This window comes from Frigoribacterium faeni (assembly GCF_011761235.1).
Taxonomy (GTDB): Bacteria; Actinomycetota; Actinomycetes; order Actinomycetales; family Microbacteriaceae; genus Frigoribacterium; species Frigoribacterium faeni_A.
This window is the reverse complement of sequence record NZ_JAAOYW010000002.1, coordinates 187965-203159: the sequence shown is the minus strand read 5'-3', so window position 1 is coordinate 203159 and position 15195 is coordinate 187965. Positions and strand designations below refer to the sequence as shown.

13 protein-coding genes are annotated in these 15195 nt (G+C 73.5%); 4 read left to right on the top strand and 9 right to left on the bottom strand.

The window, feature by feature from the left end; all coding sequences use genetic code 11:
* Positions 1–19 precede the first annotated feature (19 nt).
* The 4 genes from FHR78_RS07355 to FHR78_RS07340 all read right to left on the bottom strand — a co-directional run bounded on the left by FHR78_RS07355 (position 20) and on the right by FHR78_RS07340 (position 5345).
* Entirely contained in the window at positions 20–1813 is a 1794-nt protein-coding gene (locus FHR78_RS07355; RefSeq protein ID WP_347878109.1) for a glycoside hydrolase family 35 protein, read from the bottom strand.
* Positions 1814–1978: 165 nt separating this feature from the next.
* A complete protein-coding gene (locus FHR78_RS07350; protein ID WP_166759889.1) occupies positions 1979–3334 on the bottom strand; it encodes an ABC transporter substrate-binding protein in 1356 nt (451 codons plus the stop codon).
* A 122-nt stretch (positions 3335–3456) separates the two neighbouring features.
* On the bottom strand, positions 3457–4404 hold the full coding sequence (locus FHR78_RS07345) for a carbohydrate ABC transporter permease (RefSeq protein ID WP_166759888.1): 948 nt from the start codon (positions 4402–4404) through the stop codon (positions 3457–3459).
* Positions 4404–5345 carry a carbohydrate ABC transporter permease gene (locus FHR78_RS07340; RefSeq protein WP_166760721.1) on the bottom strand — a complete coding sequence of 314 codons (942 nt, stop codon included), beginning with the start codon at positions 5343–5345 and terminating at the stop codon, positions 4404–4406. Before FHR78_RS07340 ends, FHR78_RS07345 begins: the two co-directional genes overlap by 1 nt.
* Before the next feature lie 87 nt (positions 5346–5432).
* On the opposite strand from FHR78_RS07340, the gene FHR78_RS07335 reads away from it, so the two are divergent.
* Positions 5433–6488, top strand: coding sequence for a LacI family DNA-binding transcriptional regulator (locus FHR78_RS07335; protein ID WP_166759887.1), 1056 nt, complete (start codon positions 5433–5435; stop codon positions 6486–6488).
* Between the two features lie 93 nt (positions 6489–6581).
* Here FHR78_RS07335 and FHR78_RS07330 read toward each other — a convergent pair whose 3' ends face one another.
* From FHR78_RS07330 to FHR78_RS07320, 3 genes are all read right to left on the bottom strand, one after another.
* Complete coding sequence (locus FHR78_RS07330; protein WP_166759886.1) at positions 6582–7829, bottom strand: aminotransferase class V-fold PLP-dependent enzyme; 1248 nt, start codon at positions 7827–7829, stop codon at positions 6582–6584.
* Between the two features lie 86 nt (positions 7830–7915).
* Positions 7916–9004 carry a hypothetical protein gene (locus tag FHR78_RS14850; RefSeq protein ID WP_208393032.1) on the bottom strand — a complete coding sequence of 363 codons (1089 nt, stop codon included), beginning with the start codon at positions 9002–9004 and terminating at the stop codon, positions 7916–7918.
* A 165-nt stretch (positions 9005–9169) separates the two neighbouring features.
* Positions 9170–9943 carry a methyltransferase domain-containing protein gene (locus FHR78_RS07320; RefSeq protein ID WP_166759885.1) on the bottom strand — a complete coding sequence of 258 codons (774 nt, stop codon included), beginning with the start codon at positions 9941–9943 and terminating at the stop codon, positions 9170–9172.
* A gap of 71 nt (positions 9944–10014) precedes the next feature.
* On the opposite strand from FHR78_RS07320, the gene msuE reads away from it, so the two are divergent.
* Together msuE and FHR78_RS07310 are read left to right on the top strand one after the other, a co-directional pair.
* Positions 10015–10674: an FMN reductase gene (gene msuE, locus FHR78_RS07315; protein ID WP_166759884.1), complete on the top strand. Its 660-nt coding sequence runs from the start codon at positions 10015–10017 to the stop codon at positions 10672–10674.
* A 70-nt stretch (positions 10675–10744) separates the two neighbouring features.
* On the top strand, positions 10745–11161 hold the full coding sequence (locus FHR78_RS07310; RefSeq protein ID WP_166759883.1) for a hypothetical protein: 417 nt from the start codon (positions 10745–10747) through the stop codon (positions 11159–11161).
* Between the two features lie 160 nt (positions 11162–11321).
* On the opposite strand, the gene FHR78_RS07305 is transcribed toward FHR78_RS07310, so the two are convergent.
* Positions 11322–12857, bottom strand: a complete 1536-nt coding sequence (locus FHR78_RS07305; RefSeq protein ID WP_166759882.1) for an alpha-N-arabinofuranosidase — start codon at positions 12855–12857, stop codon at positions 11322–11324.
* A gap of 158 nt (positions 12858–13015) precedes the next feature.
* On the opposite strand from FHR78_RS07305, the gene FHR78_RS07300 reads away from it, so the two are divergent.
* Positions 13016–14041 carry a PhzF family phenazine biosynthesis isomerase gene (locus FHR78_RS07300; RefSeq protein ID WP_166759881.1) on the top strand — a complete coding sequence of 342 codons (1026 nt, stop codon included), beginning with the start codon at positions 13016–13018 and terminating at the stop codon, positions 14039–14041.
* 130 nt (positions 14042–14171) lie between these two features.
* On the opposite strand, the gene FHR78_RS07295 is transcribed toward FHR78_RS07300, so the two are convergent.
* Complete coding sequence (locus FHR78_RS07295; protein WP_166759880.1) at positions 14172–15182, bottom strand: LacI family DNA-binding transcriptional regulator; 1011 nt, start codon at positions 15180–15182, stop codon at positions 14172–14174.
* Positions 15183–15195: the final 13 nt, after the last annotated feature.

The window sequence follows — 15195 nt, the reverse complement described above, 5'->3', positions numbered from 1 at the left end:
AGGGCGACCGCGAGCGGGGCTACTGCTCGGTGTGCCCGAGGTCGGGGTCGGCCACGAACGACACGACCGGCGCAGCGGCCGCGCCCGTCTCGAAGACGACGAGGTCGTTGTCGCCCGCCCGCAGCTGCTCACCGGGCACGTAGAGCGTGTGCTGCGGCCCGCGCGTCCAGTACCGCCCGAGCGAGAAGCCGTTGACGAACGCGACGCCCTTGCCCCACGAGCGTGTGTCGAGGAACAGGTCGGCCGGCTCGTCGAGCGTCACCGTCGCGTGCGCGAAGACCGGCCCGTCGAAGGTCGTCGGGGCGGAGGAGGCGCGGGCCGGGTCGGCCGTCGCGGTCGCGTCGCCGGACAGCGTCGCCACCACCGCGTCCAGGTCGAGCGGCGTGCTGCGCCATCCGGTCAGCTCGACGCCGTCGAGCAGCGCCGGGCCGACGAGGCCCTTCGCCTCGCCGATGCGGACGCCGTAGTTGACGCGTCCCTGGTCCTCGACCAGCACCTCGAGCACCCGTCCGGGCGGGACGCTGATCGCGCGCTCGTGCTGGTCGCGCTGCAGCACGCCGACGCGCAGCCCGTCGACCGAGACGACGGCGCGGTCGCGCACCCCGGCGAACGACAGCACCCGCGTCCGGTCGCCCGCCGGCAGCTCGACCCGGTGCAGGGCGAAGCCGCGGTAGGTGCCGAGCGCGTCCATCGTGGGCACGCCGGGCGTCCCGCGCCAGCCCGCGGCGCCCACCCCGTCGCCGCCGGCACCGTCCCCGACGACGTCGCCGAGGCGCACCGCCCGGTCGAACGTCGTCGACAGCACGGGCGACGGCGTCCGCCGCGCCGGCACCTCGTCGGGCACGGGCAGGTGCCTGCCGATCACCTCGCGGAACGCGAAGAACTTGTCGGTCGGCCAGCCCGCCTCGTCGAGCGGGGCGTCGTAGTCGTACGACGTGACGTGCGACTGGTAGGTGCCCTTGTGGTTCGCGCCGTTGCTGAAGCCGAAGTTGGTGCCGCCGTGGAACATGTAGACGTTGAGCGACGCACCGGCCGCCAGCAGCGCGTCCAGCTCGCGCGCCGCCTCCTCGACCGGGGTCGTGTGGTGGTGCTCGCCCCACTGGTCGAACCAGCCGTCCCAGAACTCCGAGCACATCAACGGTCCTGTGGGCTGGTGGCGGCGCAGGGTGGCGAGCCGCTCCTCCGCGCGCGACCCGAAGCTGCCCGTCGTGTGCAGCTCGGGCAGGGTGCCCGCCGCGAGCATCTCGTCGGTCGGCTGGTCGACCGTCGTCAGGGGCACGACCACGCCGGAGGCGCGGGTCAGGTCGACGAGGTGCCGCAGGTACCCGGCGTCGTCGCCGTAGGCCCCGTACTCGTTCTCGATCTGCACGAGCACGACGGGCCCGCCGTGGTCGATCTGCCGGGGCACGACGATCTCGTAGACCCGGGCGAGGAACTCGTCGACGGCGGCGAGGTACAGCGGCTCGCTGCGGCGCACGCCGACGGCGGGGTCGTCGAAGAGCCAGCCGGGCAGGCCGCCGCCGTCCCACTCGGCGCAGATGTACGGCCCGGGGCGCACGATCGCGTGCATGCCCTCGGCGGCGACGAGGTCGAGGAACCGGCCGAGGTCGAGGCCGCCGCTGGTGTCGAAGTCGCCCCGGCGCGGCGAGTGCGCGTTCCACGCGACGTAGGTCTCGATGGTGTTGAGGCCCATCAGCCGCGCCTTGTGGATGCGGTCGGCCCACTGGTCGGGGTGCACCCGGAAGTAGTGCAGGGCGCCGGCGACGACCCGGTGGGGGGCGCCGTCGAGCTCGAAGTGGTCGGGGCCGATCACGAAGCGGGTGCTCGTGGGGGCGGTGCTGCTGATGATGATCCTCCGGGGGGCGTGGCAGCGGGGAGGCGCGACGTGCGTCGTGCCTCCCCGCTGCGGTGGTGGGGCGGCGCCGTGGTCAGGCGGCGCCGTGGTGCTGTGGTGCTGCGGTGCTGCGGTGCTGCGGTGCTACTTCGTCTCGACGGTGAAGCCCTGCTGCTCACCGTACGAGGCCGTGGCCTTCGCCCAGTCCTCGAGCACGGGGTCGAGCGAGGTGCCGTTCGTGTAGGCCGACGACGCGCTGTCGCTGAAGATGCTGTTCGCGTAGACCTGGAACGGCAGGTACTGCCAGTCGGGCAGCACGTCCTTCGCGGCGGCGGAGAGCACCTCGTTGATCTTCTGGCCGCCGAAGTACTCGGGGGCCTCGCTGAGGAACTCCTCGCTGTCGAGGTCGGCGACGGTGGACGGGAACCCGCCGGCGTCGAACGAGATCTGGCGCCCCTCCTCCTCGGCGGTCGCGAACTTGGCGAACTCGGCGGCGACCAGCTTGTTCTGCGACTGCTGCATGACGGCGATCGACGACCCGCCGTTCTCGGCGGTCGCGGTGTCGCCCGCCTCGTACTGCGGCATCGGGGCGACGCGCCACTGGCCGGAGCCGTCGGCGGCCTGCGCCTCGAGGTTGCCGGGCATCCAGGCGCCGGTGAGCATCGTGGCGATCGAGCCGTCGCCCAGGGCGCGGAACCACTCGTCGGTCCAGCCCGGGGTCTGCGCGAGCGAGCCGTTCTCGACCAGGGTGTTCCAGGTCGACGTCCAGCGCTTGGCGCCCTCGTCCTGCAGGTCGATCGAGACGGTGTCGCCGTCGACCGAGTAGGGGTGGCCGCCGGCCTGCCAGATCATGCTGGTCGTGAAGCCCGCGTCGCCGGTGTCGCCGGCGATGTACTGGTTCGGGTCGGCGGCGTGCATGGTCTCGGCCGCGGCGACGTACTCGTCCCACGTCGTCGGCACGGCGATGCCGTACTTGTCGAAGACGTCCTGGCGGTAGAACATCGCCATGGGGCCCGAGTCCTGGGGCAGGGCGTACACGGCGTCGCCGTCGGAGACCGAGTTCCAGGTCGAGGCGGTGAAGTCGTCCTCGAGGTCGCCGTAGCCGTAGCCGCTGAGGTCGGCGAGCGAGTCTCCGAGCGAGAACTGGGGGATCGCGAAGTACTCGACCTGGGCGACGTCGGGGGCGCCCTTGCCGGCCTTGATGGCGTTCTGCAGCTTGGTGTACTGGTCGGCGCCGGTGCCGACGTTCTGCACGTCGACGGTGATGTCGGGGTACTTCGCCTCGAAGGCCTCGGCGATGGGCTCGACGGCGGGCGCCCAGGCCCAGACGGTGATCGACGACTTCTCGGTCAGGGCGGCGGCGAGCTCGTCGCTGGTCGCGGTGTCGGCGCTCGCACCGCCTCCGGAGCCGGACGAGCAGGCGGCGAGCGAGCCCGCCAGGGCGATGCCGAGACCGAGGGCGACGGCGCGCTTCACGGTGCGGGGGAGGGTGTGGGACATGGGTGGTGCCTTTCACTTCATCGTGGAGGTGGGACGGGGTGGTGCGGACCTGCTGCGGTGCGGGGGCGGTCCGGTGGTGCGGGAGGGGACGAGGAGGGGCGGGTCGGCCTGGCCGGGCCGGTTCAGGCCTTGACGCCGCCGGCCGACAGGCCGGACTGCCAGTAGCGCTGGAGGAACAGGAACGCCACGACGATCGGGATGATCGCGAGGAACGAGCCCGTGATGACCAGGTTGTAGATCGGGTCGCCGCCGACGGTGGTCGACTGCGCGTTCCACTGGTTGAGGCCGACCGTCAGGGGGTACCAGCGCGAGTCGCTGAGCATGATCAGCGGCAGGAAGTAGTTGTTCCAGGTCGCGACGATCGAGAACAGCAGCACGGTGATGAGGCCGGGGCTGAGCAGGCGCAGGCTGATCGTGAAGAAGGTGCGCACCTCGCTCGAGCCGTCCATGCGCGCCGCCTCGAGGATCTCGGTCGGCACCGAGTCGACGGCGTAGGTCCAGATCAGGTACAGGCCGAAGGGGCTGATCAGCGAGGGCAGGATGATCGCCCAGGGGGTGTTGGTCAGGCCCATCTGGCTGAACATGAGGAACGTCGGGACGGCGAGGGCGGTGCCGGGGATGGCGACCGCGCCCAGCACGACCGCGAAGACGGCCTTCTTGCCCGGGAAGTCGAACTTGGCCAGGCCGTAGCCGGCCAGCGTGGCCAGCAGGGTCGCGCCTCCTGCGCCCACCACCACGTAGAGCAGCGTGTTGCCGAGCCAGCGGACGAACTCGCCGCCGCCGTAGGTGAACACCCCGCGGACGTTGTCGACCAGGGCGAAGTCGCCGCTGAACCACAGGCCGAACGAGCTGAAGAGGGCCTCCTGCGTCTTGGTCGAGTTGACGAAGAGCCAGAACAGGGGCAGCACCGAGTAGACGAGCAGCAGGGCCATGACGACGGTGAGCAGCACGCTGCGCTTGTCGCGCGGGGCGCCGGCCCGGCGCTTGCGAGCCGTGACGGCCCGGCTCGGAGCGACGGTGGGGGTGCCGGCGTCGGGCGCGGCGACGGGGGAGCCGGTGAGGGTCGACATCAGGAGTCCTTCCGGGTGCCGACGAGCTGCACCACGTAGGCGACGACCATCGTCAGGACGCCCATGATGATCGCGATCGCGGCGGAGTAGTTGTACTGCTGGCCCGCGAACGACAGGTTGTACGCGTACATGTTCGGGGTGAAGAAGGTGCTGATCGCGTTGGGCGCCAGCGTCTGCAGGATGTTCGGCTCGTTGAAGAGCTGGAAGCTGCCGATGATCGAGAAGATGACGCCGATGACGAGCGCGCCGCGGATGGCCGGCAGCTTGATGTTCCGCACGATGCGGAACGGGCCGGCGCCGTCGAGCTCGGCGGCCTCGTAGAGGTCGGGCGAGATCACGCGGAGGGCGGCGTAGAACAGCAGCATGTTGTAGCCGACGAACTCCCACGTGACGATGTTGCCGATCGACGCGAGCACCCAGCTCTGCGAGAGCAGGTCGGGGAGGTCCCAGCCGGTGGCGTCCTCGAGGTTGCCGACGAGGCCGAAGCGGTTGCCGTAGATGAAGCCCCACATGAGCGCGGCGACGACGGCGGGCACGGCGTAGGGCAGGAAGATCGAGATGCGGAAGAACGCCGTGAAGTGCATCCGCGCCGAGTCGAGCGCGAGGGCCGCGGCCAGCGCGACGGCCAGCATGACCGGCACCTGCACGACGAGGAACAGGGCGACGCGGCCGAGGGCGTCCCAGAAGTTCGGGTCGGAGAGGGCCTGCAGGTAGTTCGCCGCACCGACGAACGCGGTGCCGCCGATCATCTTCTCCTGGAACAGGCTGAGGTAGATCGCGTAGACCACCGGGGCCACGAGCACGAGCGCGAAGACGACGAGGAACGGGAGGACGAAGCCCCAGCCCGTCCAGCGTCGCCTGTCGCGACGGATCGGCGACCCGCTGCGCGGCGACGACGACGTCGCCTCGGAGCGGGTCGCGGGTGTCGACAACGTCGTCATGTCCATCCACTTCATCGGGGTAGGGAGCCGTTGACACGCTGCCCGGGAGGGTGCGTGTTTACGTAAACATCTGGGATGCTCGCAACCATGACACCTCCGCCGTCCGAAATCAAGTCGGCATCTCGACGCACACCGCGCACCCGCACGGTGTCCATGGCCGACGTCGCCGCGCGCGCCGGCGTCTCGTCGCAGACCGTCTCTCGCGTGTCGAACGGCGCGCACAACGTCGAGGACGGCACGCGGCGCAAGGTGCTCGACGCCATGGCCGCGCTCGACTACCGGCCCAACAGCGCCGCCCGCGCGCTGAAGACCGGGCGGTTCCGCAGCGTCGGCGTGATCATGTTCACGCTGTCGACGCTGGGGAACATGCGCACCCTCGACGCGATCGTGACCGCCGCCTCCGGGGCCGGCTACACGATCACGCTGATGCCGGTCGCCCAGCCCACCGAGGGCGAGGTGGCCGGGGCCTTCAGCAGGCTGCAGGAGGAGGCGGTCGACGGGGTCGTCATCATCATCGAGGCGCACATGCTCGACCGCGCCGACGTCATCATCCCCAGCGGCCTGCCCGTCGTCATCATCGACTCGGACGCGGGCGACCCCTTCGTCGTGGTCGACACCGACCAAGAGCAGGGCACGCGCCTCGCCACGCAGCACCTCATCGACCTCGGGCACACGCGGATCGTGCACGTCGCCGGGCCCGACACCTCGTACTCGGCGACCCGGCGCGCGGCGTCGTGGCACGCCACCATGCGCGACGCGGGCCTCGACCCCGAGCCGCCGCTCGGGGGCGACTGGACGACCGCCTCCGGCCACCGCCTCGGCCACGCGATCGCGGGCCGCGACGACGTCACCGCCGTCGTCGCCGCCAACGACCAGATGGCGCTCGGGGTCATGCACGCGCTGCACGAGCGGGGGCGGTCGATCCCGGGCGAGATCAGCGTCGTCGGCTTCGACGACACCGACGAGTCGGGGTCGTTCTGGCCGCCGCTCACGACCGTGCACCAGGACTTCGGCGAGATCGGCGCGCGGTCGATGCGCGTGCTGCTCGAGATGCTCGACGGCCGGCAGCCGTCGGGCGACCGCATCGTGCCGACGCGGCTCGTCGTGCGCGAGAGCGCCGGGCCGGTGCCGACGGGGCGCTGAGGTCGGCCCGGGAGGCCCGGGCGGCGCCGGCGGCGCGGGGGTCGGAGGCGCGGCTCGGGCGGGCCCGGGAGGCCCGGGCGCAGGAGGCGCGGGTCAGACCCGCTGCAGCGCCTCCCGGATCGCGGCCACGCCGACGCGCACCTCGTCGAACGTCGTGCTGAGCGGCGAGAGGCCGATGCGCAGGGCGTCGGGGCCGCGGAAGTCCGGCACCACCCCCTCCTGCCAGAGCGTCGCGACGACCTCGCGGAACCGCGGGTGCCGCACCGTCACGTGGCTGCCCCGCCGCTCGTGCTCGCGCGGCGTCGCCGTCGTCACGCCGAGCGGCGCCAGCCACGCGTCGACGAGGTCGAAGGCGTAGTCGGTCAGCGCGAGCGACTTCGCCCGGATGGCCTCGATGCCGGCCTCGTCGATCGCGTCGAGCATGTCCTGCATCGCGAGCATGCCCACGACCGGCGGGGTGCCGCTGACGAACCGACGGATGCCGGCCGCCGGCTCGTAGCCCGGGGCCATCGCGAAGACGTCGGCCGCGCCCATCCAGCCCTGCACGGGCTGGTCGAGCTCGGGCAGCAGGTCGGCCCTCGCATAGAGGAACGCGGGGGCGCCCGGCCCGCCGTTGAGGTACTTGTAGGTGCAGCCGACGGCGACGTCGACCCCCCACTCGTCGAGCTCGGTCGGCACGACCCCGACCGAGTGGCAGAGGTCGGCGACGACGAGCGCTCCGGCCTCGTGCACGACCTCGGTGATCGCGGGCAGGTCGGCGAGGAACCCCGACCGATACGACACGTGGTTCACGAGCACGACCGCGGTGTCGGGCCCGACGACCTCGCGCACCTGCTCGGGCGTCACGCCGCGCGTCTCGTCGACGCTCAGCCAGCGCACCGTGGCGCCGCGTTCGCGGGCGATGCCCTCGACGACGAAGCGGTCGGTGGGGAACTGGTCGTCGTCGATGACGATCTCGTGCCGGCCGGGCCGGGCGGCCAAGGAGGCGCGGATCGCCTTGTAGAGCAGCACCGTCGTCGAGTCGGCGACCACCGTCTGCCCGGGGGCGGCGCCGAGCGCCGCGGCGCCGATGCGGTCGCCGAGCTCGGTCGGCAGCTGCATCCAGCGCTCGTCCCACGAGCGGATCAGCCGCGTGCCCCACTCGCCGCGGACGAACGCGTCGAGCCGCGCCGGCGTCGCCGCCATGGGCCGGCCGAGCGAGTTGCCGTCGAGGTACGACACGACGTCGCCCGCGGGCAGGAACAGCGCCGTGTGGTGCGCGAGCGGATCGGCCGCGTCGCGGTGCGCGCTCGCCAGCGGGTCGTCGAGCTCGTCCGGGTCGGCCGGCGGCGCGGCGGGCACGGCCGAGGCCAGGGCCGACGCGGGGGCGGCGGGGGAGTCGGAGGCGGCGGGACCCGAGGGCGAGCCGGGGGCGGCGGAGGCGGTGGTCACGGGAGCAGCTCCTGCAGGGTCGAGGCGGTGAGGACGGAGGCGCGGGCCAGCCACGCGGGATCGTCGCGCTCGTCGTCGGGCGGCGGCTGCGGCACCCACGACGCGCGCGGTGTCCAGTGTGCGCCGTCGTGCCCGGCGTCGAGCGAGTCGTCGCTGCCGAGCGCCGTCAGCAGGGCGTCCCGGTCGAGCCCGACACGCTGGAGCGCCCGCAGCTCGCGCTCGTTCACCCCGACCGGCAGGTCGCCGTTGCCGAGGTCGGTGCCGTAGAGCACGTGGCCGCCCCGGTCGCGGAACCCGCGCAGGTTGGCGATCGCCACCTCCTGCACGGGGCTGGCCGGCCGCGACCCGGCCGACCCGTCGTCGCCGGCGTCGGGGTCGGCGCGGTGGATGTCGAGCGTGCTGATCCACGTGCCGTCGGCCGCGCGGTCGAGGAGGTCGTCGGGCAGCAGCTCGCTGAACGGCGTGTGGGCGAACCGCAGCAGGCCGGCGTCGAGGGCGCGGCGCACCTGCCCGGGGCCCTGCACGTGCGCCACGGTGAGCAGCCCCACGCGCTCGGCGGCCGTCGCGATCGCCCGGAGCACGTCGTCGTCGAAGACGGGGCCGGCGTCGGCGTTCAGGGTGAGCTTGACCACGGAGGCGCCGAGGTCGTGCATCCGCACCACGGCCCGCTCGGCGTCGGCCGCGTCGGCCACGACGACCGACGCGTCGTCGGGGGCCCAGCCGGCCCGTGACGGGTAGCCGTCGGGCGGGCAGAGCAGGCCGCCCGCCACCTGCACCTCGGGCCAGCCCGGGTCGACGCGGCCGCGCTCGGGCCAGAGGGCGGCGACGTCGGGGCTCCAGCCGAGGTCGAGCACGCGGCCCACGCCGCCGCGTGCGAGCTGCGCCGGCTCGACGAGGCCGAGGTGCACGTGCGAGTCGGTGAACGGCGAGAAGAGCGTGCCGGGCAGGTGCGGCAGGTCGGCGTGCTCGGGGCCCGCCGCCCCGACGAGGTGGACCGCCGCGGGCGAGACGCGCACGACGCTCGGGCCGTGCCACCTGCCCGACCAGGCCCGGTCGACGGTGACGAGTCGCGCCTCCTGCTGCATGGCTCCACCGTAGGGGGCGCCGCCGACGCCCGCGGCCCGTCACGGGCCCGTCCCGTCGAGGGCGGGTCGTCCGGCGCGAGGGCGGGTGCACGGCGACCCGCCCTCGGCCCGGAACGCCCGCCGTCGACCGCAGGAGGCGCGGGTCAGCCGGGCAGGAGGCGCGGGTCAGCCGGGCAGGACCGCGCGGCTCGCCCGCGTCACGTACGGCAGCCGGATCGTGTCGACGCCGCGGGTGTCGGGGTGCGTGTCGAGCAGCCGGCCGACGTCGCGGAGCACCTGGGCGCGGTCGTCCTCCGACAGGGTGATGACGTAGCTGCGCGAGGCGATCATCGCGAGCAGTTCGTCGCGGCCGAGCTCGTGCACCCACGGGAAGTCGCGGCGCTCGATCGGGGCGAACGGCTCGCCGACCGTCGGGGCGTCGGACGACATGTCGCGCTCGGCGGGCGAGTGCATCACCTGCGAGAGCTCGGCCAGCCAGGGCACGGTCTCGTCGCGGATGTTCCAGAGCAGGGCCAGCGTGCCGCCCGGTCGCAGCACGCGGGCGACCTCGGGCACGGCCGCGGCGGGGTCGACCCAGTGCCAGGCCTGGGCGACGAAGACGGCGTCGACGCACGCGTCGTCGAGGGGCATCGCCTCGGCCGAGCCGGCGAGCGACGTCGCCTCGGGCACCGCCCGCTCGAGCGCCCCGCGCATGCCCTCGCTGGGCTCGACGGCGGTGACCTGCTCGGCCCGCGGCAGCAGCACGCGGGTGAGCTTGCCGGTGCCCGCTCCCAGGTCGACGACGTGCCGGGCGCCCGGCGGCAGCAGCCACTCGACGGCGTCGACGGGGTACGAGGGGCGGCCGCGCTCGTAGACGTCGGCGGCCTGGCCGAACGAGGACGCGAGGGTGCTGAGGGGGTTCGCCGGGTCGAAGCCGTGCGGCGCGGAGGCGGTGGTCACGCGACCACTGTCGCACGACTCGGGGCGTCACACGGCTATGTGACGGAGCCCGCCCGGAGCACCATGAGGGCATGACGCAGACACCCCCGCAGCCGCTCCGTGTCGTCGCCGTGTCGGGCACGCTGAGCTCTCCCTCGAAGACCGACGCCCTCGTCGACGCCGTGCTCGACGAGCTCGCCCTCGTGCTCCCGATCGAGCGCCACGTGATCCGGCTCAGCGAGCTCGGGCCGCTCTTCGCGGGGGCGCTGACGCGCGACCAGCTCGACGAGCGGGTCGAGCGCGAGCTCCGTGCCGTCGAGGGGGCCGACCTGCTGATCGCGGCCTCGCCGGTCTACCGCGCCTCCTTCACCGGGCTCTTCAAGCACTTCTTCGACTTCGTCGAGCAGTACGCGCTCGTCGACGTGCCGGTGCTGCTCGCCGCGACCGGCGGCAGCGAGCGGCACGCGCTGATCCTCGAGCACTCGCTGCGGCCGCTGTTCGGGTTCTTCCAGGCGCTGACGCTGCCGCTCGGCGTCTACGCGCACGCCAGCGACTTCACCGACCGGCGGGTGACGGCGCCGCTGCTGCAGGAGCGCATCCGCGCGGCGATCGCCCGCGGGCTGCCCCTCATCCGGTCGAGCGTCGACGAGGCACGTCGCATCCAGCGCACCGTCGACGGCGTGCGCGACGAGCTCGACGTGCTGCCGACGCCGGCCGCGCGCGACGCCGTGCCGGTGCGGCTCTACAGCTGACGCCGTCACCTGCCCCGGGGCGACTCGCACGGGGGGAGGTGCCCGTCGCGCGGGCCGGTTAAGCTCGAGCGTGCCCCACGAGAACCCGACTCCCGACCCCCGCGACGTCTCCGTCGCCCGAGCCGAGATCCGCGACGACGAGGCCAAGCGGATGATCGGCATGCTCGCCGCCGGCGAGCTGCCCGTCCGCGCCGCCCAGTGGGTCGCCGACGGCGTCGACGACGAGACGGCCCACGAGCTCGCCGCCGCGACGGGGCGACCGCTGGAGGAGCGGGTCGTCCTCCTGGAACAGTTGGCCGCCTCCTTGGGGCTCGGCTTCGCGAGCACGCGCGAGGCGCGCGCCCACCACGGACAGAGCGTGATCGCGTCGATGACCGCCGCGTCGGCGGCCGGTGACTCGCTCTCGTTCTCGAACTCGTTCAGCGACACCATCGAGGAGTCGGTGCGCGACTCGATCTCGCGGTTGTTCCCGCGCCGCAAGAAGTAGGTGCGGGTGCGGGCGCGGGCGCTGGCGTTGGTGCGTTCGTAATTTGAGACAGTTCCTGCGTGGGGGCGCCTGTCCAGGCCGATCCGACGGGTGCCCGCCGCCCAGATGCTCTCGCATTCGGAGGCGAGGAGGGTCAGGGGCGGCGGGCCGGGCGGCGGGGTCAGGCGGCGGTGACCTCGAGCTCGACGACCACCCACGAGAGGGCGGGCAGCGTGAGGCGGGCGCGGCCGTCGTCGACCGTCACGCCGGCGAGCGGCACGAGGCCGACCGCGTCCTGCGCGTGCTCGGTGTTGGCGGTGAAGCGGTCGCCGCCCTCGGGCACCGCGAGCAGCTCGGCGCGCACGACCCGGCCGCCTGCGAAGCCGCGGAGGACCAGCTCGACGTCCGCCGCCTCCTCGAGTCCGCGGTTGGCGAGGAAGAACACGAGCCGTCCCGACTCCTCGTCCCAGGTCGAGCTGACGTCGACGAGGTCGGCGTCGCCGTACTTCGGGGTGTCGATCTTGTCGCTCGCGACGACGGTGCGGAGGATCTCGCCCTGGGCCAGCGCGGCCATGCGGGCGAACGGCCAGAAGATCGTCTGCCGCCAGGCGGGCCCGCCCTGCTCGCTGCGGATCGGCGCGATGACGTTGACGAGCTGCGCCTGGTTCGCGATCTTGACCCGGTCGCCGTGGCGCAGCAGCGAGTTGAGGAACGTGCCGACGACGACGGCGTCGGTGACGTTGTACTGGTCCTCGATGAGGCGCGGGTGCTCGACCCAGCCCTTCGACACGTTGTGCGGCTGGTCGTCGGTGTCGAGGCCCGTCTGGTACCAGACGTTCCACTCGTCGAACGAGATGTGCACCTGCTTGTCGTGCTTGCCCGCGGCCTTGACGCCGTCGATGGTCGAGACGACCTCGTCGATGAAGGCGTCCATGTCGACCGCCGTCGCGAGGAAGCTCGTCGCGTCGCCGTCGTGCTCCTGGTAGTAGGCGTGCATCGACACGTAGTCGACCTCGTCGTAGGCGTGCGTGAGCACCTCGTGCTCCCACGCGCCGAAGGTGGGCATGCCGCGCCCCGAGCTGCCGACGGCGACGAGCTCGATGGTCGGGTCGACGAACTTCATCGCCTTCGCGGCCTCCGTCGCGAGACGGCCGTACTCCGTCGCCGTCTTGTGGCCGATCTGCCACGGGCCGTCGAGCTCGTTGCCGAGGCACCAGAGCTTGATGTCGAAGGGGTCGGCGGCGCCGTTCGCGATGCGGCGGTCGCTCAGCGCGGTGCCGCCGGGGTGGTTGGCGTACTCGACGAGCTCCCGGGCCGCCTCGACGCCGCGGGTGCCGAGGTTGACGGCCTCCATGACCTCGACCCCCGCCAGTCGCGACCAGTCGACGAACTCGTGCAGGCCGAACGCGTTGGTCTCGACGGTGTGCCAGGCGCCGTCGAGGCGGCGCGGGCGCTGGTCGACGGGGCCGACGCCGTCCTCCCAGTCGTAGCCCGACACGAAGTTGCCGCCGGGGTAGCGGACGACGGTGGCGCCGAGCTCCTTGGTCAGCTCGAGCACGTCTCGGCGGAAGCCCTTCTCGTCGGCGGTCTCGTGGCCGGGCTCGTAGATGCCGGTGTAGACGCAGCGGCCCATGTGCTCGACGAACGAGCCGAACAGGCGGCGGGGCACGGAGCCGATGGTGAACTCGCGATCGACGGTGATGCGGGCGGTGGTCATGGTCCTCCTCGTGGGGCGCGTCCGGGACGGCGCGGCGTCGTGGGCGACGGTCGGAGGCGGTGCGACCCCGGCGTCTGCGACCACCATTCCATCGTTGTAATCGAAGCGCAAGAGCGCCCCGGCTGGCGCGGCAGGGCGCCGGGCTGCACAGTGGAGGGGTGACCCGCGACCCCGTGCTCCGCCTGACCGCGTTCCCCGACGGCCCGGACGGCGGCAACCCCGCCGGCGTGGTGCTCGACGCGACGGCCCTCGACGCCGTCGACATGCAGCGCATCGCGGCCGAGGTCGGCTACGCCGAGACCGCCTTCGTCGTCGACCGGGCCGTCGACGGCGACGAGCGCGCCGTCGCGACGCGGTACTTCTCGCCCATCGCCGAGGTGCCGTTCTGCGGGCACGCGACGATCGCCACGGCCGTCGCCCTGGCCGAGCGACGGGGGCCGGGGGCGTTCCGGTTCGAGACCGCGGTCGGCCCGGTCGTCATCGACACGACGCGCGACGGCGCGACTCGCGTCGGCGCGACGCACGACGACACGACTCGCGTCGGCACGGGCGACGGCACGAGCGGCGGCGGCACGCGCGGCGGTGGCACGGGCGGCGACGGCCCGGGCGGCGACGGGCCGGGCCACGGCGAGGCCGGGCTGCGTGCCGCCTTCACCAGCGTCGAGCCCCGCACCCGACCGCTTCCCGCGGGCGCCGCCGACGAGCTGCTCGGACTGCTCGGCCTGGGCCGCGACGACCTCGACCCGGCCTGGCCGCTCGACGAGGCCTTCGCCGGCAACTGGCACCCGGTCGTCGCGCTGGCCTCGCGGCGGGTCTTCGACGCCTTCTCGTTCGACCCCGGTGCCGTGCGCGAGCTCATGGACCGTCAGGGCTGGACCGGCACGGTCACCGTGCTCTGCACCGAGGGGGTCGACCTCGGGGCGGCCCGGGCCGCGGGGCAGCCCCTGCCCGCCGTGGAGGCCCGCAACCTGTTCCCGGTCGGCACCGTCGTCGAGGACCCCGCCACGGGGTCGGCGGCCGCCGCCCTCGGGGCGTACCTGCGGGCTGCCGGCCTGCTCGCGCCTCCGGCGCGGTTCGTCGTGCGCCAGGGCAGGCACGTCGGGCGGCCGAGCCTGCTCACGGTCGACGTGCCGCCCGCCGGCGGTGTGACGGTCAGCGGCACCGCCGACGTCATCGTCGGGTGACTCGCCCGCGGCTCCGGGGAGACGCGACACACCCCGGATGCCGCACGACACCCCGGATGCCGCACGACACCCCGAGAGATCCGGGTGTCGTGCGGCATCCGGGGTGTTCCGTGCGCGCGGCGCACGCGCGTCAGGCGCGGGCCGCGGTGCTCGCCCGGCGGACGATCTGGTGGGGCACGACCGCGAGCTCGGGCGGCCGGTCGCGGTCGGCGATGCGGGCGGCGAGCAGCTCGAGCGTGCGCTCCGCGTAGAGCCGCTTGTCGAGGCTGACGGTGGTCAGCGGGGGCAACGAGAACCGGCTCTCGGCGATGTCGTCGAAGCCGGCGACCGCGACGTCGTCGGGCACGCGCAGCCCGGCCGACCAGAGCGCGTGCAGGGCCCCGAGGGCGAGCGAGTCGGTGAAGCAGAAGACAGCGTCGGGGGCGCCGTCGACGGCGATCCGCTCGCGCACGGTCGCCGCGCCCGCCTCCGTCGACCAGGCCGGGCACGACCAGCGCAGCGACGGGTCGACGGGCAGCCCGGCCGCCTCGAGCGCCTGCTGCCAGCCGAGCGACCGCACCCGCGCCGTGGCCGGGTCGAAGCCCTCGCCGGAGCTGCCGAGCACGGCGATGCGGCGGTGCCCGAGCTCGATCAGGTGCGTCGTCATGTCGCGGGCGGCGGCGACGCTGTCCACCCGCACGTGGTCGACGACGCTCTGCTCGACCTCGCCGATCAGCACGACCGGGGGCAGCGACTCGGCGCCCACGACGGCGCTGTCGCCGAGGCTGACGGGGTTGAGCACGAGGCCGTCGACGAGGTGCTCCTTGCCGCGCAGCAGCAGTTCGCGTTCGCGCTCGGGCCGCCGGCCCGTCTGCTCGAGCTGCACCGACCAGCCGCGCTCGTGGGCGACCTCGACGAACCAGTGGGACATCTCGGCGCTGTACGGGGTGCTCAGGTCGGGCAGGGCCAGGGCGACGACGCCGGTGCGGCCGGTGCGGAGCCCGCGCGCGCTGAGGTTGGGCACGTAGTCGAGGGCGGCCACCGCCTCCTCGACCCGCGCCCGTGTCTCGGCGCTGACCGGCACCGCGCCCGTGACGACGTTCGAGACGGTCTTCGGCGAGACGCCCGCCCGGGCGGCCACGTCCTTGACCGTCGCTCGCATCCGCCCAGGCTAG